Below are 20619 nucleotides of genomic sequence, written 5' to 3'. Positions count from 1 at the left end.
TTCCGGCGGAACCGCTAGAGGCCGGCCAGCGCCAGCAGGTGCTCGGTCTCCGGGCCGCGGACCAACGCGGCGGCCGTCGGCGGATCGGTGGGACCGGTGCCAAAGGACGGGCAGTCCTTGGCCAGCACGCAGATGCCGCAGGCCGGCTTGCGGGCGTGGCAGACGCGGCGCCCGTGGAAGATCACCCGATGGCTCAGCAGGGTCCACTCGCTGCGGTCGATGAGTTCGCCGACCGCGTGCTCGACCTTGACCGGATCCTCCTCGGCGGTCCACCGCCAGCGGCGCACCAGGCGGCCGAAGTGGGTGTCGACCGTGATGCCGGGGACGTCGAACGCGTTGCCCAGGATCACGTTGGCGGTCTTGCGGCCCACGCCCGGCAACGTCACCAGTTCCTCGAGGGTGGCGGGCACCTCGCCGTCGAACCGCGCCACCAGTTCCTGACCCAGCCGCATCAGCGAGTTGGCCTTGTTGCGGTAGAAGCCGGTGGTGCGGACCAGCTCCTCGAGTTCGGTGCGATCGGCCTGCGCGTAGTCCTGTGCGGTGCGGTACTTCGCGAACAGTGCCGGCGTGGCGAGGTTGACCCCTTTGTCGGTGCTCTGCGCCGACAGGATGGTCGCGACCGTCAGCTCGAGTGGATTGGTGAAGTCCAGTTCGCAGTACACGTGTGGAAAGGCAACGGCGAGTTCGCGATTCATCCGGCGGGCGCGCCGCACCAGGCCGAGACGGGTTTCGTTGTCCCACTTCTTGGCCGACGGGCGCCGAGACGGCGCGGACCGCGTCGGCTTCTCGGCCGACGACGCACCTGTAGTCACGACGGCAAGCCTACTGACCGTCTCCGACACGGCTGCGTCCGAAGTGCTTCCCGGCCTGCTCGGAGCGTGTTTCGGGGCGGTTCGTACCGGTGACAAACCGTGATCCTGCTGAGACCTTCGGCAGGTTTACTTCTCCGTGTGTCCTGGTTGCTCGTTGCCTTCATCCCGGCGTTGCTGATGCTGGCGACGTTCGGGCTCGAGCGGCTGGAGTCCGGACTCAGTCGAGATACGGTGTCGGCCACCGATGTCGCCGAATTCCTGGCCCAGGCCAAGGCCGCCGACGTCAACACGCTGGCCCGCGACGGGATGAGTGAGGCGATCGACGGCCAGCAGCGGCGGCGCCACGACCGGGAGCCGTCGGTCGAGACCCTGCCGACCCGACTCGCCCCGACGGGTTTGCCGACACGCCTTCATCTGACGCATCGGCCCAATCCGCAATTTCAGCCGACTCGCCACGCCAATCCTGTGTAGCGTTGGCACGTTGCGAGAGCGCGTACCTCTACACTGAGCTCGCTATTCAGTAAGAGGGTTCGATAGCGCATGTCATATCACCGAACAGCTTAAGGGGCAACGTGGACGAGATCCTGGCCAGGGCCGGAATCTTCCAGGGAGTCGAGCCCAGCGCCGTATCCGCGCTGACCAAGCAGCTTCAGCCCGTCGACTTCCCGCGCGGACACACCGTGTTCGCCGAAGGTGAGCCCGGCGACCGGCTGTACATCATCATCACGGGCAAGGTGAAGATCGGCCGCCGCTCGCCGGACGGCCGGGAGAACCTGCTGACCATCATGGGCCCGTCGGACATGTTCGGTGAGTTGTCCATCTTCGACCCCGGTCCGCGGACGTCCAGCGCCACCACCATCACCGAGGTGCGGGCCGTCTCGATGGACCGTGACGCGCTGCGCGCCTGGATCGCCGACCGTCCCGAGATCGCCGAGCAGCTGCTGCGCGTGCTGGCCCGCCGGTTGCGCCGCACCAACAACAACCTGGCCGACCTCATCTTCACCGACGTCCCGGGCCGGGTGGCGAAGCAGTTGCTGCAACTCGCGCAGCGCTTCGGCACCCAGGAGGGCGGCGCGTTGCGCGTCACCCACGACCTCACGCAGGAAGAGATCGCGCAGCTCGTCGGCGCATCTCGCGAGACCGTCAACAAGGCGCTCGCCGACTTCGCCCATCGCGGCTGGATCCGCCTGGAGGGCAAGAGCGTGCTGATCAGCGACTCCGAACGGCTGGCCCGCCGAGCGAGATAGTCAGGGATTTGTGGAGCCGCAGCCGCGGTGAGCGCGGGTGAGATTCCACAAATCGCTACGAACGCAGGTAGTCCAGCTGGGCCTGCACGCTCCACTCCGCGGCTTCCCACAGCTTCTCGTCGACGTCGGTGTAGACGTGTTCGACCACCTGCCGCGCGGTGGCGTCGTCGCCCAGCGTGCGCAGCGCGTCGCGGACCTGGTTGAGCCGGTCCTCACGGTGGGCGAGGTACATCCCGGTCACCGACGCGAGGTCCTCGAGATCGGGGCCGTGGCCCGGTAGCACCGTGCGCCCGCCGAGACCCTGCAGCCGGCGCAGCGATTCGAGGTAGTCGCGCAGGCTGCCGTCCTCGTGGTCGATGACCGTCGTCCCGCGGCCGAGCACCGTGTCGGCGGTCAGCACCGCGTCGTCGAGAACGAACGACAGCGAGTCGGCGGTGTGCCCCGGTGTCGCCATCACCGTGATGCGCAGGCCCGCGGCGTCGATCACCTCGCCGTCGGTCAGCGGTCCGCCGAGTCCGCGCAGGAATCCGCTGCCCACCGAGCGCACCACCGCGCCGGTGCGCTCGACGAGCTTGTCGATCGCATCGGTGTGGTCGCCGTGTTTGTGGCTGATGAGCACCAGCGGGATGCGGCCGAGCTCGGCCAGCCGGCCGACGTGCTCGTCGTCGTCGGGACCGGGGTCGACGATCACCATCTCGGTGCTACCCGGACCGCGCAGCACCCAGGTGTTGGTGCCGTCGAGCGTCATGATGCCCGGGTTGTCGCAGAGCAGGACCGACGCCGTCGCCGTCACCGGGCGCAACTGCCCGTATGCCGGATGCGCGACCGCGGCGGCCCCGTCGCTCACGCGACCTCGACGACGATCTCGACCTCCACCGGTGCATTGCGCGGCAGTTCAGAGACCCCGACCGCGGACCTGGCGTGCGCGCCGGCCTCGCCGAAGACCTCGCCGAACAGTTCCGAGGCACCGTTGATCACACCGGGCTGGCCGTGGAAACCCGGGGCGGACGCCACGAAGCCGACCACCTTGACGACCCGCACCACCTCATCGATCCCGACGAGTGCGTGCACAGCGGCCAGCGCGTTGAGCCCGCACAACCGGGCCAGCACCTTGGCCTGCTCGGGATTCACCTCGGCGCCCACCTTGCCGGTCGCGGTCAGCTCACCGGCCACGATCGGCAGCTGGCCGGCCGTGTAGACGAGGCTGCCGGTCCGCACCGCGGGCACGTACGCCGCCAGCGGCGTCACCACCTCGGGCAGCTCGATCCCGAGTTCGGCGAGCTTCTCGGAGTGGCTCACTTGGGCCGTTTCAGATACGCGACATGCTGCTCGCCGGTCGGGCCCTGAAGCACCGACACCAGCTCCCAGCCGTCTTCCCCCCACTGGTCGAGGATCTGTTTGGTGGCGTGCGTCAGCAACGGCACCGTGGCGTATTCCCAGCGGGTCGGTTCGCTCATGTGCCGAGCTTATCGGTCCGTGCCCTCGGTCCGGGATGCCCGCATGGCTAGCATGCAGGAGTGGCATCCACTACCAACGGCGGTAGACCCGTCGGCTGGCCCTCGCGGCTGACCAAGGCGCGGCTGCATTTCGTGACCGGCAAGGGCGGCACCGGCAAATCGACCATCGCGGCATCGCTGGCGTTGGCGCTCGCGGCAGGCGGGCGCAAGGTGCTGCTCGTCGAAGTCGAAGGGCGACAAGGCATCGCGCAGCTCTTCGACGTGCCGCCGCTGCCCTACAAAGAGGTCAAGATCGCCACCGCCGACGGCGGCGGACAGGTCAACGCGCTGGCCATCGACACCGAGGCCGCGTTCCTCGAGTACCTCGACATGTTCTACAACCTCGGGCTGGCCGGGCGGGCGATGCGCCGGATCGGCGCCGTGGAGTTCGCCACCACGATCGCCCCCGGCCTGCGCGACGTGCTGCTCACCGGCAAGATCCGCGAGATCGTCACCCGTGCCGAGAAGGGCAAGCAGCCGGTGTACGACGCGGTGGTGGTCGATTCACCGCCGACCGGCCGCATCGCCCGCTTCCTCGACGTCACCAAGGCGGTGTCCGATCTGGCCAAGGGCGGCCCGGTGCACTCGCAGGCCGAGAGCGTGGTCAAGGTGCTGCACTCCGAGCTCACCGCGATCCATGTGGTCACGCTGCTGGAGGCGCTGCCGATCCAGGAGACGCTGGAGGCCATCGACGAGCTCAAGGCGCTCGACCTACCGATCGGCAGCGTCATCGTCAACCGCAACATCCCGACGTACCTGGATGCCGATGACCTGACCAGCGCCGCCGAGGGCGGCATCGACGCTGCCGGCATCCGGTCCGGACTCGCCGATGCCGGAATCACGCTGTCCGACAACGAGTTCGCCGGCCTGCTCACGGAGACCATCCAGCACGCCACCCGCATCGCCGCACGCGCGGAGAGTGCCGAGCAGCTCGACGGGCTCGACATCCCGCGGCTCGAACTGCCCGCACTGCCCGACGGCGTCGATCTCGGCAGCCTCTACGAACTGGCCGAAGAGCTCGCCCAGCAAGGCGTGCGATGAACGAAGAGAAGACCACCATGAAAGTTGGTAGGTGATGAGCACCACCCCGCCCGCCCTCGACCTGGGCGCCATCCTGTCCGACCGGGCCAACCGCGTCGTGGTGTGTTGCGGCGCAGGCGGTGTCGGTAAGACCACCACCGCCGCCGCGATGGCGTTGCGGGCCGCGGAGTACGGCCGCACCGTCGTGGTGCTGACCATCGACCCGGCCAAGCGGCTGGCTCAGGCGCTGGGGATCAAGGACCTGGGAAACACGCCACAGCGGGTGCCGCTGGCGCCGGAGGTGACCGGCGAACTGCACGCGATGATGCTCGACATGCGCCGGACGTTCGACGAGATGGTGATGCAGTACTCGGGACCCGAACGCGGAGAAGCGATCCTGGACAACCAGTTCTATCAGACGGTCGCGACGTCACTTGCGGGCACGCAGGAGTACATGGCCATGGAGAAGCTGGGTCAGCTTCTCGGACAGGACAAGTGGGACCTTGTGGTGGTCGATACCCCACCCTCCCGCAATGCACTGGACTTCCTGGACGCGCCTAAGCGGTTGGGCAGCTTCATGGACAGCCGGCTGTGGCGGATGCTGCTGGCGCCGGGCCGCGGCATCGGCAAGCTGGTCACCGGTGCCGTCGGCCTGGCGATGAAGGCGATGTCGACGATCCTCGGCTCACAGATGCTGTCGGACGCGGCGGGTTTCGTGCAGATGCTCGACACGACGTTCGGCGGTTTCCGGGAGAAGGCCGACCGCACCTACGCGCTGCTCAAACGGCGGGGCACTCAGTTCGTGGTGGTGTCGGCGGCCGAGCCGGACGCTCTGCGCGAGGCGTCGTTCTTCGTCGACCGGCTGTCCCAGGAGAAGATGCCGCTCGCAGGCCTGATCCTCAACCGCACTCATCCGATGCTGTGCGACCTGCATGCCGACAAGGCGTCCGAGGCCGCCGAGGAGCTGCTGGCAAAGGATTCGGGTTCGCTGCCCGCGGCGGTGCTTCAGGTGCACGCCGCGAGGGCGTCGACCGCCAAGCGGGAGATCCGGCTGCTGTCGCGCTTCACCGGCGCCAACCCGCACGTGGCGATCGTCGGTGTGCCGTCATTGCCGTTCGACGTGTCGGATCTCGACGCGCTGCGCGCGATCGCCGATCAGATCACCGGCTCGGTGAACCAGCAGGCCGAACAGGCCTGAGGGCAGCGTCAGACGGCGCTGCGGTGTTTGCGCTGGGCGGAGAAGAACTCGGCCCAGGAGTTGACCTCGGGATGCTGCTTGAGCAGGGCGCGGCGCTGCCGTTCGGTCAGTCCACCCCACACACCGAACTCCACGCGGTTGTCGAGTGCATCGGCTCCGCACTCGAGGATCACCGGGCAGTGCCTGCAGATGACGGCGGCTTTGCGCTGGGCGGCGCCACGAACGAAGAGCTCATCGGGATCGGCCTGACGACAGCGTGCCTGCGATACCCAGGCGATCCGCGCCTCGGCTTCGGCGCCCGGTAAAGGTGTCGGGGAGGAGAGAATAGTGGTAGTTCGTTGCGCCGCGAGCCCATTTTTTGACACCAGCGATCCCTTCGTTCTGCCGCCGCCCCGGTCGGCGAGTCCACCCGAGTAGATCACTGCTGCGATCTACGCCACACTGCGCCAGAAAGTGTGTCCTGGATCGCACTGTGTGTCCAAGCTAGGTGGTCAGCGGGTATTTACGCAACAGTTTGTCGGGCACTTTTTTGGCACTCCCGTGCCGACACGCCCGCTTTGCCAGGTCGAGCCGATTCCGCTGACGTGGTCCGAACGGGCAATCATGCCGGTCAGGGGATGTCCTCCGACGGCCTCGTTACTCTGTACCCATGCCGGAGCGCCCTCCCAGAGCCGTCACGCTCATCAAGCTCGCCTGGTGCTGCCTGCTGGCCAGTGTGCTGACGGCGGCGCTGCTGTTTCCCGTGGTCGGCGGCATCGGGCTGATGTCCAACCGGGCGTCCGACGTGGTTGCCAACGGCTCGGCCGCGCTCGTCGAGGGCGAGATCCCGCAAGTCTCGACGATGGTCGACGCCAAGGGCAACACGATCGCCTGGCTGTATGCGCAGCGCCGGTTCGAGGTGCCGAGCGAGCAGATCGCCAACACCATGAAGCTGGCGATCGTCTCGATCGAGGACAAGAGGTTTGCCGAGCACAACGGCGTCGACTGGCAGGGCACCCTGACCGGCCTCGCCGGCTACATGCGCGGCGACTCCGACACCCGCGGTGGATCGACCCTCGAGCAGCAGTACGTGAAGAACTATCAGCTGTTGGTGGTCGCGCAGACCGACTCCGAGCGGCGCGCGGCGATCGAGACCACGCCCGCCCGCAAGCTGCGTGAGATCCGGATGGCGCTCACGCTGGACAAGACGTTCACCAAGCCGGAGATCCTCACCCGCTACCTCAACCTGGTGTCCTTCGGCAACGGCGCGTTCGGCATCCAGAACGCCGCGCAGACCTATTTCGGGGTGAACGCGTCGGAACTGAACTGGCAGCAGTCCGCACTGCTGGCGGGCATGGTGCAGTCGACGAGCACGCTGAATCCCTACACCAATCCCGACGGTGCGCTGGCGCGGCGGAACCTGGTGCTGGACACCATGATCGACAACATCCCGGCCGAGGCAGAAGCGTTGCGGGCGGCCAAGGAGCAGCCGCTCGGCGTCCTGCCGGTGCCCAACGAACTCCCGCGCGGCTGCATCGCCGCGGGTGACCGGGCGTTCTTCTGCGACTACGCGCTGGACTACCTGGCGCGCGCCGGGATCAGCAAGGAGCAGGTGGCCCGCGGCGGCTATCTGATCAGGACGACGCTCGACCCCGACGTGCAGGCCCCGGTGAAGTCGGCGATCAACCAGTTCGCCAGCCCCGACCTCGAGGGCGTGGCCAGCGTGATGAGCGTGATCAAGCCGGGCAAGGAGTCGCACCCGGTGCTGGCGATGGCGTCCAACCGCACCTACGGCCTCAACACCGAGGCAGGCGAGACCATGCAGCCCCAGCCGTTCTCGCTGGCCGGCAACGGCGCGGGGTCGGTGTTCAAGATCTTCACCGTCGCCGCCGCGATGGACATGGGCATGGGCATCAACACCCAGTTGTCCGTCCCCGGGCAGTTCCAGGCCAAGGGCCTGGGCAGCAGCGACCGGCCGGGCTGCCCCGCGGCCACCTGGTGTGTCAGCAACGCCGGCGGCTACCGCGGCACCATGAATGTGACCGACGCGCTGGCCACGTCGCCCAACACCGCGTTCGCCAAGCTGATCTCGCAGGTCGGCGTGCAGCGGGCGGTCGACATGTCGGTGCGGCTGGGCCTGCGGTCCTACGCGCTGCCGGGCACCGCCCGCGACTACGACCCGGAGAGCAACGAGAGCCTCGCCGACTTCGTCAAGCGGCAGAACATCGGCTCGTTCACGCTCGGCCCCATCGAGGTCAACGGCCTCGAACTGTCCAACGTCGGCGCCACCATCGCCTCCGGCGGCATGTGGTGCCCGCCCAACCCGATCGCCCAGGTCCTCGACCGCGCGGGCAACGAGGTCTCGGTCACCACGGAGACTTGTGAGCAGGCGGTGCCGGAAGGCCTGGCCAACACGTTGGCCAACGCGCTGAGCAAGGACGACAGCGGTTCGGGCACCGCGGCCGGGGCCGCCGGTTCGGTGGGGTGGGACCTGCCGATGTCGGGCAAGACCGGCACCACCGAGTCCAACCGGTCCTCGGCGTTCCTCGGCTTCACCAACCAGTACGCGGCGGCCAACTACATCTACGACGACTCGACCGAGCCCAGCGAGCTGTGCTCGTTCCCGCTGCGCCAATGCGGGTCGGGCGGCCTGTTCGGCGGCAACGAACCGGCGCGCACCTGGTTCGCGGCGATGAAGCCGATCGCCACCAACTTCGGTGACGTGGCGCTGCCGCCGACCGACCCGCGCTACGTCGACGGCGGCCCGGGGTCGCAGGTGCCCAGCGTGATCGGCCTGACCACCGACGGCGCCCGGCAGCGGATCAAGGACGCCGGATTCCAGGTTGCCGACCAGATCAGCTCGGTGAACAGCAACTCCCGCTCGGGCACCGTGGTGGGCACCTCGCCGAGCGGGCAGACCATCCCGGGATCGATCGTCACCATCCAGGTCAGCAACGGCATCCCACCGGCACCGCCGCCACCGCCGGTCGGCATCCCGGGTGTGCCCGGCGGTCCGCCGGCGCCGGTCGGCCAGACCGTCGTCCAGATCCCCGGACTGCCGCCGATCACCGTGCCGGTGCTCGGGCCGCCCCCACCGCCACCGCCGCCGCCGCCGTGATCGACCTGTGCGATTGCTTACGACCGCGGGGCGCGGAGCGGTGAGCGGGCACGTCTCGCAGTAGGCTGCGAGTCATGCCCGACCCTTCGACGGTTCTGAAGAACGCCGCCGCCGTGTCCGTCGGCAGCCTGGCCGCCGGCATCGGCTACGCGTCGTTGATCGAGCGCAATGCGTTCGTGATGCGCGAGGTGACCATGCCGGTGCTCACGCCGGGCTCGTCGCCGCTGCGGGTGCTGCACCTGTCCGACCTGCACATGCGCCCGGGTCAACGGCGCAAGCAGGCGTGGCTGCGGGACCTGGCGCGGCTGCAGCCGGACTTCGTGGTGAACACCGGCGACAACCTCGCCCATCCCCGGGCGGTGCCCGCGGTGGTGCAGGCACTCGGCGATCTGCTGTCGGTGCCCGGCGTGTTCGTGTTCGGCAGCAACGACTACTTCGCGCCGCGGCTGAAGAACCCGCTGAACTACATCACCAATCCCTCGCACCGCGTGCACGGTCAGCCGCTGCCCTGGCAGGACCTGCGCGCCGCGTTCACCGAGCGCGGCTGGGTGGACATGACGCACGTCCGACGCGAGCTCGAGGTGTCCGGCCTGAAGATCGCCCTCGGCGGGGTCGACGACCCGCACCTCAAGCGGGACCGCTACGACGCGATCGCCGGCGCGGCCGACCCGACGGCGAACCTGACCCTCGGGCTGACGCACTCCCCGGAGCCGCGGGTGCTCGATCGCTTCGCCGCCGACGGATACCAGTTGGTGATGGCGGGGCACACGCACGGCGGACAGCTGTGCCTGCCGTTCTACGGCGCCATCGTGACGAACTGCGAACTGGACCGGTCACGGGCCAAGGGCGCCTCGCGGTGGGGCGCTCGCACGCAGCTGCACGTCTCGGCGGGCATCGGCACGTCGCCGTTCGCCCCGCTGCGGTTCTGCTGCCGGCCCGAGGCCACGATGCTGACACTGGTGGCGGCGCCGATCGGCGGCAAGGACGTGGGTAGCCGCGCCGGCGAGTCGCACCCCACCGTGTCGGCGCGGTGATCGACCGGGCCGCGACCGCGGCCCGCAGCCAGCCGCGCGAGTGGCTGGACAACGCCATCCGGCTGATCGAGGCCGACTCCCGCCGCAGTGCGGACACCCACCTGCTGCGGTACCCACTGCCCTCGGCCTGGTGCGGCGACGCCGACGTCGCGCTGTACCTCAAGGACGAGTCGACCCACATCACGGGCAGCCTCAAGCACCGGCTGGCGCGCTCGCTGTTCCTCTACGCGCTGTGCAACGGCTGGATCGGCGAAAACACCACGGTGATCGAGGCGTCGTCGGGGTCGACAGCGGTGTCCGAGGCGTACTTCGCGGCGCTGCTCAACCTCCCGTTCATCGCCGTGATGCCGTCGTCGACCAGCCCGTCGAAGATCGCGCTCATCGAATCCCAGGGTGGGCGTTGCCATTTCGTGGCGGAGTCGTCCCAGGTGTACGCGGAGGCAGAGCGGCTCGCTGAGGAGACAGGCGGTCACTACCTCGACCAGTTCACCAACGCCGAACGCGCCACCGACTGGCGCGGCAACAACAACATCGCCGAGTCGATCTACGAGCAGATGCGCGACGAGGCCCACCCGATCCCGGAGTGGATCGTGGTGGGTGCGGGCACCGGCGGCACCAGCGCGACGATCGGCCGCTACATCCGCTACCGCAGGCACGCCACCCGGTTGTGCGTCGTGGATCCGGAGAACTCGGCCTTCTTCCCGGCCTACGCCCAGGATCGCGACGACGTGACCGGTTCGTCGTCACGCATCGAGGGGATCGGCCGGCCCCGGGTGGAACCGTCGTTCCTGCCGGGTGTGGTGGACCGGATGACGGTGGTGCCGGACGCGGCATCGGTTGCGGCGGCGCGCCATGTCAGCGCGGTACTCGGCCGACGCGTCGGGCCGTCGACGGGAACGAATCTGTGGGGCGCGTTCGGATTACTGGCGGAGATGACCGCGGCCGGGCGAAGCGGGTCGGTGGTGACGTTGATCGCCGACAGCGGCGACCGCTACGCCGACACCTACTTCTGCGACGAGTGGCTGACCAGCCAGGGCATCGACCCGTCGAAGTCCGCCTCGGAATTGGTGGAGTTCGAGCGGTCCTGCCGCTGGGCCTGATCGTCGGAGCCCTTGATCAGCGGGCCGTCTGAGGTCAGGAACAGCCAGACTGCCGCGAGGACGAAGAACCCCAGATAGATGGACGCTCCCAACCCGGTCATGTCGTGCCTCGATTCTGCCTCTCGGTCGGCGCTCTGCCGTCACCGTGGTTAACGTCTGGGGTACCCACTTCCTTCCCGGGTTCGGAAGTGATCTGCGCCGCTTGGCCGGTCGCGGTATCCGTTTGGCTTATCGGCCCGCCGGTGCGATACCCTGTCAAAGCTTCACGCGGGGTGTGGCGCAGCTTGGTAGCGTGCTTCGTTCGGGACGAAGAGGTCGTGGGTTCGAATCCCGCCACCCCGACTCGGTGCAGTCGAGAGACCCTGACCAATGACTTCTGGTCAGGGTTTTTTTCGTGTGGGTCAGGTGTCGTGAACAGCGGCGTAGTGTCCGCTCCATCAGCTTCGAGAAGAGGAGCCCGACATGCCTGCGACCGATCATGACTGGACCAAGCCGGCGGCACTGGCCATCCCCGAAGAGGGGTATTTCGAGATGGAGCGGGGCAGGTATGGACCGGTGTTTCCGCGCACTCCAGCTTGTTACGGATTCACTATCATCGCGAAGGTCATACCGGGCCGCGAGGAGGCGATCCGAGAGCACGGGAGGACCATTCAAGCTGCAGTCGAGAAGGATCCAGAGGTTCTGGCTCCGCTGAAGCTGCATTATCTGCGGTGGCAGCTGTTCGACATCGGCGAAGACCTTTACTTCCAGTACCAGGGCATCTTCGACACCGACTTCGACAAATACACCGAGGATGCGGTGGCTTTGTTCAGCCAGTCAGGCATCGCGACCACGTTCGAGAATCTCGAAGGTTTCCCGAAGGACTGGCGAGAGCGTCCCGAGGGATTCGTCCAGTTCGTTCGTGAGCATCACGTACCGAGCTTCCTGGAGTACGGCGAGTATCCCTTCGTGACGGCTGACGAGATCAAGAAGGCGCTGACGCTGAAGGCGTCCTTCTCGACCATGCTCGACCAGATGCAATAGTCCAGGGCGTTTCTCGGGCCCCTACTGCGGATGGGTCGCCAGGTACTCCCCGACGGGGACCGGCGATGTCGCGGCGTATCCGACGGGCAGCAGCACGTCACCGGCCGTCGTGCGGTAGTAGACCTCCCACCGGTGGTAGCCGTTGAACGCGGCGGGGTCGGCGGCGAGCACCGCCGCGTAGTCCGTGATGCCCCGCACGTAGTCGTCGGAGTTGTTGTAGCGGAACAGCGCACGTGCGGGATCGGCGGCGAAGCCGTTGGCGGCGAGGTGGCGCCCGGCGGCCAGGATGCTGTCGCGCGGGGCGTAGATGTCACCTCCGGCGCCGTACGCGGCGAAGGTCGAGGGCAGGAACTGCATCGGACCCTGCGCGCCCGCGGTACTGGTGCCCACGATGCTGCCGAGCCGGGTCTCGACCAGGTTGATCGCAGCCAGATAGTTCCAGCCCACCCCGGACGCCGCCTCGGCCTCCCGGTAGTGGCTCAGCAGTTCCTGCGCCGGCCGCGGCGGATCGATCCGCCAGGCGGGCAACGTGTCCTTCGCCTCGCCCTGCAGGAGCGCGTCGAGCGCGCGTCGCGCGGAGACGTTGAGATCGAAGACCGCCAGCAGCGACTGCGGGACACGGGGGCGGGTGACCGCGTCCCATTCGGGATGCCTGCCGATGGCGCGGTAGGCCGCCTGCTGGCGCCGCGCCGCCGCCCGCAGCACGTCCTCGGGCAGCGACGGGTCACGCAGCGCCCGCTCGTCGGCGACGAGGTCATCGGCGAGTGCCGCGGGGTCGGCCGCCAGGCGCGGCTGCGTGGGCTCGGGCGCGGCCGCAGTCGGAGTCGGCTCGGCCGTCGGCGCCGGTGATCGAGCCGGCGTCGAGGCCGCCGGATCCGGCGCGGTCGGCTCCGAACACCCGGCGAGGACGAGAGCGGTCACGACCGCCGCGACGGACCGCGAGCAGCGTGTGGCAGCGATGCGGCGACGATAGCAACGCCCACCCGGCTCAGTCGCGGATCGGCTGCCCGATGCCGTGCAGATTGCCTTCGCTGTCGCGGAACCACACGGCGCGCTCACCGATGCCGCCTTTGCTCGGATAGTTGCCCTCCACGGTGACGACACCGTCGGTCGTCGTCGTACCGCGCATGTCGTAGCGCTCGAATCGCACACCGCGGCGGGTCAGTTCGGCCACCACGGAGTCCAGGTCGTCCACCTCCCAGCCCATCTGCGTGTGCGACCCGGACGCCGTGCCCGCTGAGGCGAAGACCGCGAACTCCCCCGCCGCGCAGCGGTACAGCAGCCCGCCCGGACGCTCCTCGGCCGGTTCCAGGCCCAGCGCTTCGGCGTAGAACCGGCGGGCCCGGTCGAGATCCTGTGCAGGTAACCGGGTCGCCACCCGGGCGGCGTCGAGCACCATCGTCGTCTCCTCTCGTCCCGAAGGGCTGACCGCAGAACCGCGCCGAAGTCATCGCGGCCGGTCGACCCATTCACCTCCCCGGCCCGCCGCCCAACCAAGCGGTGGATAGGCTCACCGGTGATGACCGCTCTCGACGACGACAAGACGGACGCCGCCACGGCCGCAGGGCGCAGCTGGATCGCTGAGCTGCTGCAGTACCGCCGCGTCGGCGACACCTTCGTCGCGCCGCAGGTCAGCACCGGTCCGGAGCACCGGTTGTTCGGTGGGCTGGTAGCCGCCCAGGCCCTCGGCGCCGCAGGCGCGACCGTCGAACCGGACAAGCTGCCGCAGTCCCTGCACGCCTACTTCGTGCGCGGCGGCCGCTACGGCGTCGACGTCGAACTGCACGTGGAGCGCACCCGCGACGGCCGATCCTTCGACACCCGCCGCGTCACGGCCGTCCAGCAGGGCACCGCCATCCTCGAGATGATCGCGTCGTTCCACCGGCCCGAGGCCGGCACCGACTGGCATCCGCCGCGCACTCCCGGCATCGCCTTCGCCGACGCGGTGCCGAAGTCCCCTGACCTGGAGTCGGTCGAGCACTTCGAGATCCGCATGCACCCCGACGACGACTCCCCCTTCGCGGTGCCCCCGTTCTGGATCCGCACCGTCGAGCACATCGAGAACGACCCCCTGATCAGGGCCTGCGCGCTGACCTACATGTCCGACTTCGGCCCGGTGCCGTCCGCCCGACCGCCGGGGGCGCCTGCGGTCCCCGGTGCCGGTATGGCGGCGAGCCTCGACCACTCGGTGTGGTTCCACCGGCCGTTCGTCCCGCACCACTGGCACCGCTACGAGGTGAACGGCGTCAACAACAGCGACGCCAGGGGGCTCGCCATCGGCTCTCTGTACGACATGTCCGGCGCTCTGGTGGCCAGCACCACTCAAGAAGCCCTCTGGCGCTTCTGATCTCGCCGCGCCGGGTGTTTGCCCACGTCGTGACGGGGTAAGAGACACGCGTGACACTTGCTCCTCTGTTGATCGAACCGACGCTTCCCGACGCCCGCGGCCCGCTGTCCCTGGCGGTGGTGAACCTGCTGTCGGAGCGTGCTCCGCGCAACCACCTGTCCCGTGTCGAGGCGTCCGTCGGCGACTCCGATCCGTACGGTCTGGACCTGCACCTGGCGCTCTACACCTGCTATGAGCTGCACTATCGCGGCTTCGCGGGCGTCGACCCGGCGTGGGAGTGGAATGCCGGACTGCTGCATCTGCGCGGTCAGCTGGAGCACGCGTTCCTCACCGCGGTGCGCACTGACGTTGGCGAGATCTCCGAGGACGAGACGGCCGCCGCGGAGATGGACGCGCTGGCCGTCGAGCCGGTCGACGGCTCCGGTCCGTCGTACTACCTGCGCGACGAGGGCACCTGGGAGCAGATGCAGGAGTACTTCGTGCACCGCTCGCTGTACCACCTCAAGGAGGGCGACCCGCACGCCTTCGCGATCCCGCGGCTGACCGGCCAGGCCAAGGCGTCGTTCGTCGCCGTCGAGTTCGACGAGTTCGGTGGCGGCCGTGGTCCCCGTCTGCATCAGCAGCTGTTCGCCGATCTGATGGCCGCGGCGGGCCTGGACAACACCTATCTCGGGTACATCGATCACGTGCCCGCCGAGGCGCTGGCCGCGGTGAACCTGATGTCGATGTTCGGTCTGCACCGAGCGCTGCGTGGCGCGGCCGTCGGCCACTTCGCGTCCACCGAGATCACGTCCTCGCCCGGATCACGCAGGCTGGTCGACGCACTCGAGCGGATGGCCGCCCCGCAGGCGTGTGTGGCGTTCTACCGCGAGCACGTGGAGGCCGACGCGGTGCACGAACAGGTGGTGCGCACCGACGTGGTCGGCGACCTGGTCGCGCGGGAACCGCATCTCGACGCCGACGTCGTGTTCGGAATCAGGGCACACGCGCTCGTCGAGGACCGCCTCGCCGACCACGTGATGCGCAGCTGGGCCGCGGGCGAGAGCTCGCTACGCCGGCCGCTGGACTGAGTTCTCGACCGTCTCCCCGGCGCCGCTCCTGCGACGGCGCCGGTGACTGGTGTCGCACAGCGGGTAGTTCTTCGAGCGTTTGCACACACACAGCGCGACCATGAAGCGGTCGGATTCCACGACGCTGCCGTCGGGCATCTCGATGCGGACCGGGCCCTGCACCATCACGGGCCCGTTCGGCACCACCCTGACGAGACGGGCTTCCTCACTCACGGCTTGTCGGCTCTGATCACGACGAGCTCCTCCTCGCGGCGGCCCGGCTCGAGCAGCCCGGCCTCCTCGAGCCACGCGGCCCGCGCCGACAGCACCGGGCCGAACGGAATCCACTGGTAGGCAATGATCTCCGCGTCGAGACCGGCCGCCGCCAGACCGGCGAGGGTCTGCCTGGGCCCGGAGAACTCCGAGTGCACGATCAGCATGGATCCGCCGTCGGCGAGCAGGCTGGGCGCCGCGGCGCAGAGCGGGTCGAGCACCAACCGGCCGTCGGGCCCGGCGTTCCACGCCCGCGGCGGGCCGGCATGGGCCGGAATGGTCGAATCGTCGGCGAGGTCGGGATCGTGCGGCACGTACGGCGGATTGCTGACGATGAGGTCGAACGGCCCGAACTCGACGGCCCGTGCCCACGAGCCGAGGTGCACGTCCACTGCGGCGCGCGCCGCGGCGGCGTTGACGCGCGCGGTGCGCACCGCCCTGGGGCAGATGTCGAAGGCCGCCACAGCCGATGCGCCCTGCAGCGCCGCGCCGATGGCGACGAATCCGCTGCCGGTACACAGGTCGGCGACCCGGCTGCCGACTGCCAGTCCCGTCTTCTCCATCACGTCGACGAGTAGCTGGGAATCCTCCTGCGGGGCGTACACGCCCTCCGGCACGACAACGGTGTCGCGTTCGTCGGTGTATGCGGTGGTCACTTCGGCCTTTCGACGTGCTTCGCTGTGGTGTCACAGCACTGCGGTGATTAATGCCCGCCGTGCGATTCGTTAAACCCCCGCCGGGTTTGCGCGGGGCCGGTCGGGGCACCCGGAACCGATGAAGATCTCCGACATCGCCGCCCTTCCCGTCGAGGCCGGAGCCGCGCTGCGGCACCGCAGGCTGTTCCATCCGTCCGGCGTGTTGGCCACCGGAACGATCGAACGGGTCGCCCCACCGAACGAGGGACTGCCGATGCCGTCCGGCGACGTCGTCGGCAGGGTGTCCAAGGGCGTCGGCCTGCCCGGTTCGTGGCCCGACATCGTCGGTCTCGCCTGGCGGATGACGCTCCCGGACTCCCCCGCCAGTCCGTGGGACGTGCTGCTCGTCTCCACGGTCGGCGACGGAATCGGACGGGTGCTGCTGCGGCCGGTGGCGACCTGGTCCGACGTGTCGTTCACCAGTCTGATGCCGCTGCGGTACCGCGACGGCCTGTGGTGGGTGCGTGCCCGGATGACGACGGTTCTGGACGTGGCGGGCCTGCCGCTGTCCGCGGCCGAGGATCAGATCGCCGGTGGCGGGCTGGCATTCGACATCGAGCAGGCTGCGGGCACCGGCGAGTTCCACCCGCTGGCCACGCTGACGCTGCAGGCGCGGGCTCCTGAGGGCGAGGATGTCTCCTTCGACCCGACCCGCAACAGTGCGCCGGGCGTGCGCCTGTTCCCCGGCTGGCTGACCGACTTCCGGGAGGCCGCCTACCGGCGCAGCCGCGAGGGGCGTGACGCCGAGTAGGGCTAGTCCGACGACTCCGGGGCGTCTTCGGGCGTGGTGACCTCGGGGGCGACCTCACGGGTCGCCATCCCGCCCTCCTTGCCCTCGTCGGTCGGGCCCGGCCGGCCGCCCTTGGGCTCGTCGGCGAGTTCGTCGTCGTAGATCCCCTGTCCGCGTGGCATTGGCTGCCCCTTTCTCGTCGCGCACCGGCTACCCGTCGCCGTCCCGGCCCAACCGTTCCGCGACGGCCATACACCCTCTTGACGGCTGTCAAGTCATGTGATGCAGCAAACGTTGACTGTCAACAGAACTGGGCCCGACCATAGATAGCGTGTCAAAGAAAAGTGAGCGCGAACTGATCGACGACGTCGAGCACCGGCTCGTCGAGAAGTTCGCTGAGATTCCCGCCGGCCTGGTGGCCACCACGGTGGACGACGCCTACCGCCGGTTCGAGCACAGCATGATCCGCGACTTCATCCCGCTGCTCGTCGAGCGCAGGGTCAGCGACGAGCTGGCCGTGGTGGCCGCCACACAGCCCGACCGCTCGTTCGCCTTCGCCGGGGCCTGAACTCAGCCGGCCGCGCTGCGCAGCTTCTCCAGCAGCGGCCCCGCCGCCTCGTCCAGGAATCGCTCCTGCCCCTCGTCGCCCACCTGCACCAGCGCGATGTCGGTGAACCCGGCCTTCCAGTACTCGCTGACCGCCTCGACGATCGCATCGAGGTCGGGTCCGCATGCGATGGCGTCGGCGGTGTCCTCGGGGCGGACGAACTGCGTTGCCCCGGCGAAGCCCGCGGTGGTGGGTAGGTCGGCGTTCACCGCCCAGCCGCCGGCGAACCACCGGAACTGCTCGTGGGCCCGTTGCACCGCCGCATCCCGGTCGGGGTCCCAGCAGATCGGGATCTGACCGATCACCCGCACGTCACCGGACAGCCCGGTCCCGCGTCTGGCGTGGTGCCAGGCGTCGACGGCCTCGCGGTCGGGCTGCACCGCGATGAGGTGGTCGGCGATCGGGGCGAACGTCTCCACCGACCGCTCACCGGACACCGCCGCGGCGATGGCCACCGGAATGTCCGGAAGGTCCCACAGCCTGGCCGAGTCGACCTCGAAGTACTCGCCCTTCCAGTCGACGACCTCGCCGGTGAACAGCTCGCGGATGATCTGAATCGCCTCGCGCAGCATGTCCTGCCGGCGTGTCACCGTCGGCCAGCCCTGGCCCACCACGTGTTCGTTGAGGTTCTCGCCGCTGCCGAGGCCCAGCGTGAACCGCCCGTCGGCCAGGATCTGCAACGTCGCCGCCTGCTGGGCGACGATCGCCGGGTGATACCGCATGGTCGGGCAGGTGACGTAGGTGAAGAGTTCGACGCGTTCGGTGGCGTGCGCCACCGCCCCCAGCACCGTCCACGCGTTCGGTGCGTGCCCCTGGGCGGCGAGCCACGGCGAGTAGTGGTCGCTGGACACCTCGAAGTCGAATCCCGCCTGCTCCGCCGAAACGGCGTAACGGACAAGGTCTTTAGGGCCGCTCTGTTCTGTCATCAGGGTGTAGCCGAAGCGCGTCATGCGCACCGGGTAGCCCGTCGCAGACACCGGCAAACGGCCACCGAGCAGCCGTGGGCACCGCCGCTACAGGCGGGCCTTCACCGCGGCCGACAGCCGGGAACCGTCGGCCTTGCCCGCCGCGATCGCGGTGGCGGCCTTCATCACCTGACCCATCTGGCGCATCCCGGGACGCTCGCCGATCTCCTCGGCGACCTGGGCGATCGCGGTGTCGACGACGTCGGCCACTTCGGCCTCCGTCAGCGGGGTTGGCAGGTACTCGTCGATGACCCGCGCCTCGGCGTGCTCGTTGGCGGCGAGCTCCCCACGACCGTTCTGTGTGTAGACCTCGGCCGCCTCGGCGCGCTTACGCGCTTCCCGCGCCAGCACCTTGAGCACCTCGTCGTCGGACAACTCCCGCGCCTGCTTGCCTGCCACCTCCTCGTTCTGGACGGCCGCCAACAGCATTCGCAGCGTCCCCGTACGCAGCTTGTCCTGTGACTTCATCGCCGAGGTGAGATCTGCGCGAAGGCGCTGCTTGAGTTCCGCCATGCCGCCAACCTACGCCCGCCGCCCGTCGCGATCGACACGTTCGGCGTTCACCACCGGGACACGTTGAGTAGCAACACCTTCGATCGGTCGACGGCGCCCGGGGCCGAGTGCAGGCCGCGGCGGGTGGGGCGGACACGTTGCCGATTCCTGCGCCGCTCGACAGGATGGTGGGCATGAGCAACGACGCCGACGGGTTCGGTCAGACCGGCCCGCCGCCGCCGCACCAGGGTCATCCGCCACCCGGGTATCAGACGCCCGGCTATCCGCCGCCTGGGTACCAAACTCCGGGCTATCCGCCACCCGGCTACCCTCCGCCCGGCTACGCACCGCCGGGTTACCCGCCGCCCGGCTACGGCGCGCCCGGATACCCGCCGCCGGGCTACGCACCTCCCGGCTACGGCCCGCCACCGGGCTACCCGTACGGCGGTCCGGCGCAGGCCTTGCAGCCGGGGGTCATCCCGCTGCGACCGCTGACCCTGTCGGACATCTTCAACGGCGCGGTCGCCTACATCCGGCGAAACCCCAAGGCGACGCTCGGCCTCACCACGATCGTCGTGGTGGTCTCCCAGATCGTGGCGCTGATCCTGCAGATCGGCCCATTGGCGGCCAGCGGCGGACTGCTCTCGACGGTGCAGGGCGAACCGACGACGTTCGGCGACTTCGTGGCCCTCACCGGGTCGTCACTGGTGGGTGGGGTCACCACCATGCTGGCGTCGATCGTGCTGAGCGGCATGCTGACCGTGGTGATCGGCCGGGCGGTGTTCGGGGCCTCGATCACCGTCGGTGAAGCGTGGGAGCGGCTGCGCCACAGGCTGCTCGCGTTGCTCGGGTTCACCCTGCTCGAGATCGCGGTGTTCCTGGTCGCGGCCGTGCTGATCGGCATCGTCATCGCCCTCGCCATCGCCGCCGGGGGAGCCGTCGCCGGATTCCTGGTGGGCGCTCCGCTGGTGCTGCTGGCCGTCGCCGGTCTGATCTACGCCGCCACCGTGTTGATATTCGCGCCGCCGCTGATCGTGCTGGAACGGCTTCCCGTCTTCCCGGCCATCTCACGGTCCTTCGATCTGGTGAAGAAGGACTTCTGGCGGGTGCTCGGCATCTGGCTGCTCGCCACGATCGTCACGGCGTTGATCGCCGGCGCGGTGTCGGTGCCGTTCAGCCTGATCGGCCAGGTGCTGACGACGACGGCCGACGAGTCCTCGAGCGCGATCCTCGGGCTGGTGCTCGTGTCGATCGGCAGTGTGTTCGGCCAGATCCTCACCGCACCGTTCTCCGCGGGCGTCATCGTCCTGCTGTACACCGACCGGCGCATCCGCGGCGAGGCGTTCGACCTCGTGCTGCAGACCGGCGCGGCGGCCGTGCCCGGCGCACCGCAGGACTCCACGGACCACCTGTGGCTGACCCGGCAACGGTGAC

At 69.0% G+C, this 20619-nt stretch carries 24 protein-coding genes, 1 tRNA gene and 1 pseudogene; 14 read left to right on the top strand and 12 right to left on the bottom strand.

Features of this window, described 5'->3' with window-relative positions; all coding sequences use genetic code 11:
- Positions 1–14 precede the first annotated feature (14 nt).
- The gene (nth, locus tag ACPCHZ_RS06420) at positions 15–695 is read right to left on the bottom strand and encodes an endonuclease III (RefSeq protein ID WP_423484660.1); all 681 of its coding nucleotides are present in this window, start codon (positions 693–695) and stop codon (positions 15–17) included.
- A 294-nt stretch (positions 696–989) separates the two neighbouring features.
- Between nth and ACPCHZ_RS06415 the strand changes: the two genes are divergently transcribed.
- Entirely contained in the window at positions 990–1283 is a 294-nt protein-coding gene (locus ACPCHZ_RS06415) for a hypothetical protein (protein ID WP_423484659.1), read from the top strand.
- Between the two features lie 101 nt (positions 1284–1384).
- Entirely contained in the window at positions 1385–2059 is a 675-nt protein-coding gene (gene crp / locus ACPCHZ_RS06410; protein WP_005063269.1) for a cAMP-activated global transcriptional regulator CRP, read from the top strand.
- Between the two features lie 55 nt (positions 2060–2114).
- Here crp and ACPCHZ_RS06405 read toward each other — a convergent pair whose 3' ends face one another.
- From ACPCHZ_RS06405 to ACPCHZ_RS06395, 3 genes are read right to left on the bottom strand one after another with little or no spacing between them, the layout of a single operon-like run.
- Positions 2115–2906 (bottom strand): MBL fold metallo-hydrolase, encoded by a 792-nt coding sequence (locus ACPCHZ_RS06405; protein WP_423483993.1) that lies wholly within the window; start codon positions 2904–2906, stop codon positions 2115–2117.
- Positions 2903–3358 carry a RidA family protein gene (locus tag ACPCHZ_RS06400; RefSeq protein ID WP_423483992.1) on the bottom strand — a complete coding sequence of 152 codons (456 nt, stop codon included), beginning with the start codon at positions 3356–3358 and terminating at the stop codon, positions 2903–2905. The genes ACPCHZ_RS06405 and ACPCHZ_RS06400 overlap by 4 nt, the downstream gene beginning before the upstream one ends.
- On the bottom strand, positions 3355–3516 hold the full coding sequence (locus tag ACPCHZ_RS06395; RefSeq protein WP_006243873.1) for a DUF4177 domain-containing protein: 162 nt from the start codon (positions 3514–3516) through the stop codon (positions 3355–3357). Before ACPCHZ_RS06395 ends, ACPCHZ_RS06400 begins: the two co-directional genes overlap by 4 nt.
- Positions 3517–3576: 60 nt before the next feature.
- Between ACPCHZ_RS06395 and ACPCHZ_RS06390 the strand changes: the two genes are divergently transcribed.
- Both ACPCHZ_RS06390 and ACPCHZ_RS06385 read left to right on the top strand, forming a co-directional pair.
- Positions 3577–4596: an ArsA family ATPase gene (locus ACPCHZ_RS06390; protein WP_423483991.1), complete on the top strand. Its 1020-nt coding sequence runs from the start codon at positions 3577–3579 to the stop codon at positions 4594–4596.
- Positions 4597–4630: 34 nt separating this feature from the next.
- Positions 4631–5775, top strand: a pseudogene (locus tag ACPCHZ_RS06385) (ArsA family ATPase); the annotation flags it as partial.
- Positions 5776–5781: 6 nt separating this feature from the next.
- Here ACPCHZ_RS06385 and ACPCHZ_RS06380 read toward each other — a convergent pair.
- The gene (locus tag ACPCHZ_RS06380) at positions 5782–6099 is read right to left on the bottom strand and encodes a WhiB family transcriptional regulator (RefSeq protein ID WP_364976792.1); all 318 of its coding nucleotides are present in this window, start codon (positions 6097–6099) and stop codon (positions 5782–5784) included.
- Positions 6100–6422: 323 nt separating this feature from the next.
- On the opposite strand from ACPCHZ_RS06380, the gene ponA2 reads away from it, so the two are divergent.
- The 5 genes from ponA2 to ACPCHZ_RS06355 all read left to right on the top strand — a co-directional run bounded on the left by ponA2 (position 6423) and on the right by ACPCHZ_RS06355 (position 12027).
- The gene (gene ponA2, locus ACPCHZ_RS06375; RefSeq protein ID WP_423483990.1) at positions 6423–8870 is read left to right on the top strand and encodes a transglycosylase/D,D-transpeptidase PonA2; all 2448 of its coding nucleotides are present in this window, start codon (positions 6423–6425) and stop codon (positions 8868–8870) included.
- 74 nt (positions 8871–8944) lie between these two features.
- Positions 8945–9904 (top strand): metallophosphoesterase, encoded by a 960-nt coding sequence (locus tag ACPCHZ_RS06370; protein WP_423483989.1) that lies wholly within the window; start codon positions 8945–8947, stop codon positions 9902–9904.
- Positions 9901–11004, top strand: coding sequence for a PLP-dependent cysteine synthase family protein (locus ACPCHZ_RS06365; protein WP_423483988.1), 1104 nt, complete (start codon positions 9901–9903; stop codon positions 11002–11004). The genes ACPCHZ_RS06370 and ACPCHZ_RS06365 overlap by 4 nt, the downstream gene beginning before the upstream one ends.
- Positions 11005–11272: 268 nt before the next feature.
- Positions 11273–11346: transfer RNA gene (locus ACPCHZ_RS06360), tRNA-Pro, on the top strand.
- 120 nt (positions 11347–11466) lie between these two features.
- The gene (locus tag ACPCHZ_RS06355) at positions 11467–12027 is read left to right on the top strand and encodes a hypothetical protein (RefSeq protein ID WP_423483987.1); all 561 of its coding nucleotides are present in this window, start codon (positions 11467–11469) and stop codon (positions 12025–12027) included.
- Positions 12028–12048: 21 nt separating this feature from the next.
- Here the strand turns inward: ACPCHZ_RS06355 and ACPCHZ_RS06350 are convergent, their stop codons facing one another.
- Both ACPCHZ_RS06350 and ACPCHZ_RS06345 read right to left on the bottom strand, forming a co-directional pair.
- Positions 12049–12948, bottom strand: a complete 900-nt coding sequence (locus ACPCHZ_RS06350) for a lytic transglycosylase domain-containing protein (protein WP_423483986.1) — start codon at positions 12946–12948, stop codon at positions 12049–12051.
- A 67-nt stretch (positions 12949–13015) separates the two neighbouring features.
- The gene (locus tag ACPCHZ_RS06345; RefSeq protein ID WP_423483985.1) at positions 13016–13426 is read right to left on the bottom strand and encodes a VOC family protein; all 411 of its coding nucleotides are present in this window, start codon (positions 13424–13426) and stop codon (positions 13016–13018) included.
- A gap of 120 nt (positions 13427–13546) precedes the next feature.
- Between ACPCHZ_RS06345 and ACPCHZ_RS06340 the strand changes: the two genes are divergently transcribed.
- Both ACPCHZ_RS06340 and ACPCHZ_RS06335 read left to right on the top strand, forming a co-directional pair.
- Positions 13547–14374, top strand: coding sequence for an acyl-CoA thioesterase (locus ACPCHZ_RS06340; protein ID WP_423483984.1), 828 nt, complete (start codon positions 13547–13549; stop codon positions 14372–14374).
- Between the two features lie 50 nt (positions 14375–14424).
- On the top strand, positions 14425–15444 hold the full coding sequence (locus ACPCHZ_RS06335; protein ID WP_423483983.1) for an iron-containing redox enzyme family protein: 1020 nt from the start codon (positions 14425–14427) through the stop codon (positions 15442–15444).
- Here ACPCHZ_RS06335 and ACPCHZ_RS06330 read toward each other — a convergent pair.
- Together ACPCHZ_RS06330 and ACPCHZ_RS06325 are read right to left on the bottom strand one after the other, a co-directional pair.
- Positions 15424–15609 carry a CDGSH iron-sulfur domain-containing protein gene (locus ACPCHZ_RS06330; protein WP_423484658.1) on the bottom strand — a complete coding sequence of 62 codons (186 nt, stop codon included), beginning with the start codon at positions 15607–15609 and terminating at the stop codon, positions 15424–15426. The genes ACPCHZ_RS06335 and ACPCHZ_RS06330 overlap by 21 nt on opposite strands.
- A gap of 44 nt (positions 15610–15653) precedes the next feature.
- On the bottom strand, positions 15654–16352 hold the full coding sequence (locus ACPCHZ_RS06325) for a HemK2/MTQ2 family protein methyltransferase (protein WP_423483982.1): 699 nt from the start codon (positions 16350–16352) through the stop codon (positions 15654–15656).
- A 118-nt stretch (positions 16353–16470) separates the two neighbouring features.
- On the opposite strand from ACPCHZ_RS06325, the gene ACPCHZ_RS06320 reads away from it, so the two are divergent.
- Positions 16471–17142, top strand: coding sequence for a phosphodiesterase (locus tag ACPCHZ_RS06320; protein WP_423483981.1), 672 nt, complete (start codon positions 16471–16473; stop codon positions 17140–17142).
- A 2-nt stretch (positions 17143–17144) separates the two neighbouring features.
- On the opposite strand, the gene ACPCHZ_RS06315 is transcribed toward ACPCHZ_RS06320, so the two are convergent.
- The gene (locus ACPCHZ_RS06315; RefSeq protein WP_264015798.1) at positions 17145–17303 is read right to left on the bottom strand and encodes a hypothetical protein; all 159 of its coding nucleotides are present in this window, start codon (positions 17301–17303) and stop codon (positions 17145–17147) included.
- A gap of 149 nt (positions 17304–17452) precedes the next feature.
- On the opposite strand from ACPCHZ_RS06315, the gene ACPCHZ_RS06310 reads away from it, so the two are divergent.
- The gene (locus tag ACPCHZ_RS06310; RefSeq protein ID WP_423483980.1) at positions 17453–17689 is read left to right on the top strand and encodes a three-helix bundle dimerization domain-containing protein; all 237 of its coding nucleotides are present in this window, start codon (positions 17453–17455) and stop codon (positions 17687–17689) included.
- A 2-nt stretch (positions 17690–17691) separates the two neighbouring features.
- Here ACPCHZ_RS06310 and ACPCHZ_RS06305 read toward each other — a convergent pair whose 3' ends face one another.
- Both ACPCHZ_RS06305 and ACPCHZ_RS06300 read right to left on the bottom strand, forming a co-directional pair.
- A complete protein-coding gene (locus tag ACPCHZ_RS06305) occupies positions 17692–18678 on the bottom strand; it encodes an LLM class F420-dependent oxidoreductase (protein ID WP_423483979.1) in 987 nt (328 codons plus the stop codon).
- Positions 18679–18741: 63 nt separating this feature from the next.
- Positions 18742–19206, bottom strand: coding sequence for a GatB/YqeY domain-containing protein (locus ACPCHZ_RS06300; protein ID WP_423483978.1), 465 nt, complete (start codon positions 19204–19206; stop codon positions 18742–18744).
- Between the two features lie 164 nt (positions 19207–19370).
- Here ACPCHZ_RS06300 and ACPCHZ_RS06295 point away from each other — a divergent pair, with 164 nt between their 5' ends.
- A complete protein-coding gene (locus tag ACPCHZ_RS06295) occupies positions 19371–20618 on the top strand; it encodes a glycerophosphoryl diester phosphodiesterase membrane domain-containing protein (protein ID WP_423484657.1) in 1248 nt (415 codons plus the stop codon).
- Position 20619: the final 1 nt, after the last annotated feature.

Source organism: Mycobacterium sp. NPDC050041 (assembly GCF_049541695.1).
GTDB lineage: Bacteria > Actinomycetota > Actinomycetes > Mycobacteriales > Mycobacteriaceae > Mycobacterium.
The sequence above is the reverse complement of the archived record's forward strand: the minus strand, read 5'-3'. Positions and strand labels throughout refer to the sequence as shown.

Coding starts and splice junctions, on each gene's coding strand:
- ACPCHZ_RS06320 (WP_423483981.1), top strand. CDS start 16,471: ATGAAGATCTCCGACATCGCCGCCCTTCCCGTCGAGGCCGGAGCCGCG.
- ponA2 (WP_423483990.1), top strand. CDS start 6,423: ATGCCGGAGCGCCCTCCCAGAGCCGTCACGCTCATCAAGCTCGCCTGG.
- nth (WP_423484660.1), bottom strand. CDS start 695: ATGAATCGCGAACTCGCCGTTGCCTTTCCACACGTGTACTGCGAACTG.
- ACPCHZ_RS06330 (WP_423484658.1), bottom strand. CDS start 15,609: ATGGTGCAGGGCCCGGTCCGCATCGAGATGCCCGACGGCAGCGTCGTG.
- ACPCHZ_RS06355 (WP_423483987.1), top strand. CDS start 11,467: ATGCCTGCGACCGATCATGACTGGACCAAGCCGGCGGCACTGGCCATC.
- ACPCHZ_RS06295 (WP_423484657.1), top strand. CDS start 19,371: ATGGTGGGCATGAGCAACGACGCCGACGGGTTCGGTCAGACCGGCCCG.
- ACPCHZ_RS06345 (WP_423483985.1), bottom strand. CDS start 13,426: ATGGTGCTCGACGCCGCCCGGGTGGCGACCCGGTTACCTGCACAGGAT.
- ACPCHZ_RS06370 (WP_423483989.1), top strand. CDS start 8,945: ATGCCCGACCCTTCGACGGTTCTGAAGAACGCCGCCGCCGTGTCCGTC.
- ACPCHZ_RS06305 (WP_423483979.1), bottom strand. CDS start 18,678: ATGACGCGCTTCGGCTACACCCTGATGACAGAACAGAGCGGCCCTAAA.
- ACPCHZ_RS06415 (WP_423484659.1), top strand. CDS start 990: ATGCTGGCGACGTTCGGGCTCGAGCGGCTGGAGTCCGGACTCAGTCGA.
- ACPCHZ_RS06300 (WP_423483978.1), bottom strand. CDS start 19,206: ATGGCGGAACTCAAGCAGCGCCTTCGCGCAGATCTCACCTCGGCGATG.
- ACPCHZ_RS06340 (WP_423483984.1), top strand. CDS start 13,547: ATGACCGCTCTCGACGACGACAAGACGGACGCCGCCACGGCCGCAGGG.
- ACPCHZ_RS06315 (WP_264015798.1), bottom strand. CDS start 17,303: ATGCCACGCGGACAGGGGATCTACGACGACGAACTCGCCGACGAGCCC.
- ACPCHZ_RS06395 (WP_006243873.1), bottom strand. CDS start 3,516: ATGAGCGAACCGACCCGCTGGGAATACGCCACGGTGCCGTTGCTGACG.